Source organism: Shewanella sp. MBTL60-007 (assembly GCF_019654915.1).
Classification (GTDB): domain Bacteria; phylum Pseudomonadota; class Gammaproteobacteria; order Enterobacterales; family Shewanellaceae; genus Shewanella.
Window position 1 is genome coordinate 39,989 of record NZ_BPET01000050.1, and the last position, 6,000, is coordinate 45,988.

The window sequence follows — 6,000 nt, forward strand, 5'->3', positions numbered from 1 at the left end:
ATGAAAAAATTATTAGCACTGACTGCAGTGGCAGCTTTGACTCTGTCTACAAGCGCACTTGCTCAAGATGGTAAAGCGGTATATGACAAGGCATGTCAAGTATGTCACAGCATGGGTGTTGCTGGTGCGCCAAAATCACACGATGCTGCAGCATGGGAACCGCGCCTAGCTAAAGGTATGGACGCTTTAGTATCTACAGTTAAGTCTGGCCTAAATGCCATGCCACCAGGTGGTATGTGTACAGATTGCTCTGATGAAGATTACAAGAATGCAATCGAGTATATGTCTAAGTAATTTTTATTAGACATCAAAAAAAACCGGCTGAGGCCGGTTTTTTTGTGGCTATTACTTACTCTCAAATCAATAGATGTTTAGATGAAGAGCTTGATTGTGTTTGCAGTGTTAGGTGTATTGTAAGGGGCTTGTAGCAGACACCTAAGCTAGGATGATCACGGCATCGTTGTAGGGATAATGGCATTTGCCATTCGATAAAGATAAAAAAACCGGCTAATGCCGGTTTTTAAATTTGATGTTCATTATTACTGAACTTGTGTGTCTAGTACTAGTTGGCCAGTGTCACCAACTTTAATCATAGCAAGTTTGCCTTGGATGTCGCCAGTTTGTGCTCTCACACTGCCATGCTTAGATAGTACAGCGATGATTTCAACGGCTTTGGCATCGCTTAGCTTAGTGTTGCCACCCATACCAGTGCTGTCATCTAAGGTAATTGTTGCTGGTAGAGACTCTGCTGAGATCTTAGTCGCTGCGAGAGGGACTTTTGGACCTTCAGTTGAGCGAGCGAAGATAAATAGCATATCTGTGCTGGCCACTTTTGCTTGTAACTCTGGCGAGATAGAAACTTCAACAGTCACAGTCTTAGCCGTGGCGTCAGGCTTCACATTCTTATGAGCTTCATCATTTGGCATCATACCTTCAGATTGCATTCTCATTTTTGCGCTATCAATAGCATTCATGATTGCGCCGCGGTCTACGTCTGTACGGTCGCTATCTAGAATTAGCTGCCATGCGTCAATTGCTTTCTTGTAATCCGCTGTGAAGAATGAATCCATGCCCACTAACAACAGTGTAGAAGGATCTTCTGGGTCAAGGCTTAGCGCTTGATCAACAAGCGCTTGAACAGTAGGTGTCATCTTTTGATTAGAGCGGTAGTAAAGTGCGGTTGCTTTAGGACCTAGTAGCTCGGCATGCACACCAACAAGATCCATTGTCTTATCGAATGCTTTGATCGCATCGTCATAACGGTTTGCTGAGATGTAAGCATGGCCTAGGCTAAACCAAAGCTGGCTATTTTCAGGCTCAGCATTTGCTTGCGCTTCCATCATTTCGACACGCTGAGACATGATCTGCTCATTAGTCATGCCTTGGTGTGGGTCGTTGGCAGTCATTGGTTGATCTAGGTTCTTATAAGCACCCAAGGTTGAGTACATATAGCCACAGACACCGATAACAACGACAGACATAACTGACGGCCACAAGATGCTTTTTGGCTTTAACTTGTTAACTAAAGACTCGTCATCACCTTGCTTCATATCTTGAAGTAAGCTGATTTCAAGTTCTTTCTTTAGAGCATCGAACTCTTGTTGATCAAGAAGCTCTTCTTGAAGTTCTTTCTCTAAAGTCGCAAGTCTCTCATTGAATAGTTCGAGGTTAGTGCCCTTACGAACATCGGCTTCTTCAGTCCTTAGCATGCGCTGTTGACGGAAGTGTGGGAACCAAATCAGCGCTAGGCTAACCAGTAGAAATGAGGCTATCAAAATCCAGAATGTGGTCATTATGTCTATTTCACTTTAGTTTGCGAAAAAGCGGCTTCACCGCTGAACTAGGGATAAGATTATACGGAAAGATTATTCATTGAACAGTAATATAACCTTAAATACTCTAAGTTGAGTGCTTGTTCACAGATTGATTCTATTTGTAAAATTTCTCGAAACTTAGGGGAACTTTGTTTGTCAGACCTTAACATTCGACTGAATTTGCTCAGTATATGGTTGAATGTGACATGCAGATGTTTATGTGTGTTTGTTAATAAGATAGGGGAAGAATGAGACAGGTCACCCATATTTGTACGAAATAGGCAGACATTAACAATAGCAAATACTAAACTGAGCTAAAATTTGTACCTTTTAATAGTGTTAATTGTAAACACGTATGCGATGATTCAGCGAAAGCTTAATCAAGCATGGTTTAGGACTGAGGAAAACCCATGATCCCAGAATTAGGACACTTTTCGCTGATTATCGGCTTGGCATTCGCCATGCTGTTAGCCATCGTTCCTTTAGTAGGTGTAGCACGTAAAGACCAATACCTAGTGCGCTATGCGTGGCCACTAAGTTACGGAATGTTCTTCTTTATTCTCTTCTCTGTTATCGCACTTGGCTATAGTTTTGCAGTCGATGACTTCTCTGTTGCTTATGTAGCACATCACTCCAATTCAGAGTTGCCAATCTTCTTTAAGATTGCTGCCGTGTGGGGTGGTCATGAAGGTTCATTATTATTCTGGGTATTCTCATTAGCCGCTTGGGCTGCTGCTGTTGCTCTATTTAGTAAAGGTTTAGAAGAAGTCTTTACTGCCCGAGTGTTGGCAGTATTAGCGATGATCCTTATCGGCTTCACACTGTTTATGTTGCTAACGTCTAGCCCATTTGAACGCTTATTCCCAATCCCTATGGAAGGCCGCGATCTAAACCCAATGTTGCAAGACGTTGGTTTGATCTTCCACCCTCCAATGCTTTATCTAGGTTATGTAGGTTTTGCGGTAAGCTTCGCTTTCGCTATTGCAGCTTTAATGAGTGGTCGTCTTGATTCTGCTTGGGCTCGTTGGAGCCGTCCATGGACGCTAGCGGCTTGGGTATTCCTAACAGGTGGTATCTCACTTGGTTCTTGGTGGGCATATTACGAACTAGGCTGGGGCGGCTGGTGGTTCTGGGATCCAGTTGAAAACGCTTCTTTCATGCCTTGGTTAATTGGTACAGCACTACTTCACTCTGTGATTGTAACTGAAAAGCGTGGTGCATTCCGTAACTGGACTGTTCTACTATCAATCTTCGCTTTCTCATTAAGCTTACTTGGTACCTTTATTGTTCGTTCAGGCGTGTTAACGTCGGTTCACTCGTTCGCCGCGGATCCAAGTCGAGGTATGTTCATCCTGTTACTACTTGGTTTAGCTGTTGGTGGTTCACTCACGCTATTTGCTTTCAGAGCAAGTGAGATGCGCAGCCCAGCACGTTTCGAATTGAAGTCTAAAGAAACTATGCTTCTAGTATGTAACCTATTACTAACGGTTGCTTGTGGTACAGTTCTTCTAGGTACGCTATACCCACTACTAATCGATGCATTAGGTATGGGTAAGATTTCTGTAGGACCTCCATACTTTAACGCTGTATTCGTTCCAATCGTTCTAGTTCTATTTGGCTTTATGGGTGTAGGCCCGGTCATTCGCTGGAAGAAGTCTAAAGCGGGTGAAATGAAGCGTCAGTTAATCGTACCAGCTGTGATTGCAGCGGTAGTTGGCTTAGCTGCACCTTTCCTAGCTGACGGTCAATTTAACGTTTGGGTAGTATTCGGTATCGGTATGGCAGTATGGGTCACCTTGATGACATTCCGCGCTGCATACAACATAGTTAAGACTAAAGATGGCTCTATTGACTTAACCCGCCTTGGACGCAGTCAGCTGGGTATGATCATCGCTCACCTTGGTATTGCCGTATCAGTTGTTGGTGCCACTATGGTTTCAAACTACTCATTAGAGAAGAGTGTTCGTATGGGCCCTGGTATCTCTCATGAGCTAGCTGGTTATACCTTTAACTATGTGGAAACCAAGAATGTTGTTGGCCCTAACTATACGGCCCAACAAGGTCAAATCGAAGTCTATGAGGGTGATGATTACGTTACTCTACTAAGACCTGATCGCCGTCAATATAACGTCCGTACTATGGATATGACTGAAGCCGGTATTGACTGGGGTCTATTCCGAGATCTTTACGTGACTATGGGCGACCCAATTAGTCGTACAGAATACGCGGTGCGTATCAACTACAAGCCTTATGTTCGCTGGATCTGGTTTGGCTCGATCTTTATGATGGTTGGCGGTTTCTTCGCCGCGTCTGATAAGCGCTATCGCGTAAAAGCTAAGAGTGCAGAAAAGACGGCAGCTAAAGAAGCGGATAAGTTAGCAACGGCTTAATTGGAACAGAGTAAATATGAAAAAGTTAGTATTATTTATTCCACTCGTCGTAGTTTTAGGTATGGGAGTGTTCCTTTATAAGGGACTCTTCCTTAACCCGCAGCAACTCGACTCTGCTCTAGAAGGAAAGCCGATCCCGGCTTTCCAGTTAGAGGTTTTGGAAAAGTCAGGTGAAATCGTCACTAATGAAACACTAAAAGGCAAAGTAGGATTACTTAACGTATGGGCAACTTGGTGCCCATCATGTAAGTATGAGCATCCTTTCCTGATGACATTAGCACGTAAGAATATTCTACCTATCTATGGTATCAACTATCGTGATGAGCGACCTCTTGCTATCCGAGAATTGAGCCGTGAAGGTAACCCGTATGCAATCAATATCTTTGACCATGACGGTCGCTTAGGTTTAGACCTAGGTGTATACGGTGCGCCAGAAAGCTTCCTAGTCGATCATAAAGGTATTATTCGTTACCGTTATGCGGGACCAATTGATTCTCGCGTATGGAAAGAAACACTTTACCCTATGGTTCAACAGCTACAAGCTGAAGCTGCGAAGGATGGTGCATCGTGATTAAATTATTAATGAAAGGCTTTTCGGCTCTAGTATTGCTACTAAGCATGGCATCTATCGTTAATGCTACGCCAGTAGATACTTATGAATTTAAGTCTGTTGATAACCAAAAGCGTGCATTAAGCCTTGCTCACTCATTACGTTGTCCACAGTGTCAAAACCAGAACTTGATTGATTCTAACTCCCCGGTAGCTCAAGACCTACGTTTAGAAGTCTACCAGATGGTTGATGAAGGTAAGGGCGATGACGAAATCGTTGAGTTTATGACGAGCCGTTACGGTGAGTTCGTTCTTTATAAGCCGAGAATGGAAGCTAAGACTTACGTTCTTTGGTTAGGTCCAATTGGTCTTCTGTTGTTTGGTGGTTTGATTGGTTTCTTCTTTATCCGCAAGCAGCGTATAGCAGAAGCGAATAATCCAGAACTATCTACCGAAGAGCAGCAAGAATTAGATCGTCTATTAAAGCGAGACGCTAAATGAGATTGACCATAGTGGGTCTAGTCGCAGCAACGATGTTGGTTGCTGCAGGGGCGCAGGCTTATCCTGGAATGGAAAAGCAAGCTGAAAGACAAGTTCAGTCAAGCGTCGATCTTATCAGTGTTTTACCTAAGCCGTTTCCAATTGAAGCCGTTCCCTTTAAAGATAGTAAAGGTGAAGCCGTCGACTTTAGCCAGTATAAAGGCAAAGTTATCATGGTAAACATGTGGGCCACTTGGTGTCCTCCATGTGTAAGAGAGTTACCGGCTATAAGTCGCTTCTCTGCTAAGATCGGATCGGATGACTTTGAGGTGCTACCAGTTTCTATCGATCTTGAAGGTAATAAGCAGGTAGAGCCATTTTTAAAGTCATTAGGTATGGAAGATTTCAATACCTATTATGATAAAGAGCAGAAATTGGGTCACGTATTTCCTTTAGATACTATTCCAGCGACCTTTATCTTGAATAGGGAAGGGGAGTTAATCGCTTTCGTTCGAACCTTTGTTGATTGGGATGATGATAAAGCGGTGACACTTATTAAAAGCTTCTTGGAGCAACCTCAGCAGCAAAGCAAAGTGACAAGCAAAGCTGATTAGGTAAAAAGAAGACGAATAATGATAATAAAATGGGGCTTTTAGCCCCTTTTTTGTACGTATCGTTTGATAACTATGCATTTGATTCGAATATTCTCATTTAATTAAGAAAGCCCCTTGCGCTCGTCTTAAATCTCCCTATAATGCGCATCCACT

General features: G+C 43.2%; 6 protein-coding genes. 5 read left to right on the plus strand and 1 reads right to left on the minus strand.

Going from position 1 to position 6,000, the window contains the following annotated elements; translation table 11 throughout:
- Positions 1 to 294: a cytochrome c5 family protein gene (locus K5Q92_RS17765; RefSeq protein WP_220770227.1), complete on the plus strand. Its 294-nt coding sequence runs from the start codon at positions 1 to 3 to the stop codon at positions 292 to 294.
- 245 nt (positions 295 to 539) lie between these two features.
- Here the strand turns inward: K5Q92_RS17765 and ccmI are convergent, their stop codons facing one another.
- On the minus strand, positions 540 to 1,793 hold the full coding sequence (gene ccmI / locus K5Q92_RS17770) for a c-type cytochrome biogenesis protein CcmI (protein WP_220770228.1): 1,254 nt from the start codon (positions 1,791 to 1,793) through the stop codon (positions 540 to 542).
- Between the two features lie 431 nt (positions 1,794 to 2,224).
- On the opposite strand from ccmI, the gene K5Q92_RS17775 reads away from it, so the two are divergent.
- Genes K5Q92_RS17775 through K5Q92_RS17790 form a run of 4 tightly spaced genes read left to right on the plus strand, consistent with a single transcriptional unit; the run spans position 2,225 to position 5,847 of the window.
- Complete coding sequence (locus K5Q92_RS17775) at positions 2,225 to 4,204, plus strand: heme lyase CcmF/NrfE family subunit (protein ID WP_220770229.1); 1,980 nt, start codon at positions 2,225 to 2,227, stop codon at positions 4,202 to 4,204.
- A 16-nt stretch (positions 4,205 to 4,220) separates the two neighbouring features.
- Positions 4,221 to 4,775, plus strand: coding sequence for a DsbE family thiol:disulfide interchange protein (locus tag K5Q92_RS17780; RefSeq protein WP_220770230.1), 555 nt, complete (start codon positions 4,221 to 4,223; stop codon positions 4,773 to 4,775).
- 11 nt (positions 4,776 to 4,786) lie between these two features.
- Positions 4,787 to 5,254, plus strand: a complete 468-nt coding sequence (nrfF, locus tag K5Q92_RS17785; protein ID WP_220770233.1) for a heme lyase NrfEFG subunit NrfF — start codon at positions 4,787 to 4,789, stop codon at positions 5,252 to 5,254.
- Complete coding sequence (locus K5Q92_RS17790; RefSeq protein WP_220770231.1) at positions 5,251 to 5,847, plus strand: TlpA disulfide reductase family protein; 597 nt, start codon at positions 5,251 to 5,253, stop codon at positions 5,845 to 5,847. Before nrfF ends, K5Q92_RS17790 begins: the two co-directional genes overlap by 4 nt.
- Positions 5,848 to 6,000 lie beyond the last annotated feature (153 nt).

What these genes read in the sequence shown, in the direction of transcription:
- K5Q92_RS17775 (WP_220770229.1), top strand. Translation starts at nt 2,225, where the DNA reads ATGATCCCAGAATTAGGACACTTTTCGCTGATTATCGGCTTGGCATTC.
- nrfF (WP_220770233.1), top strand. Translation starts at nt 4,787, where the DNA reads ATGAAAGGCTTTTCGGCTCTAGTATTGCTACTAAGCATGGCATCTATC.
- K5Q92_RS17780 (WP_220770230.1), top strand. Translation starts at nt 4,221, where the DNA reads ATGAAAAAGTTAGTATTATTTATTCCACTCGTCGTAGTTTTAGGTATG.
- ccmI (WP_220770228.1), bottom strand. Translation starts at nt 1,793, where the DNA reads ATGACCACATTCTGGATTTTGATAGCCTCATTTCTACTGGTTAGCCTA.
- K5Q92_RS17765 (WP_220770227.1), top strand. Translation starts at nt 1, where the DNA reads ATGAAAAAATTATTAGCACTGACTGCAGTGGCAGCTTTGACTCTGTCT.
- K5Q92_RS17790 (WP_220770231.1), top strand. Translation starts at nt 5,251, where the DNA reads ATGAGATTGACCATAGTGGGTCTAGTCGCAGCAACGATGTTGGTTGCT.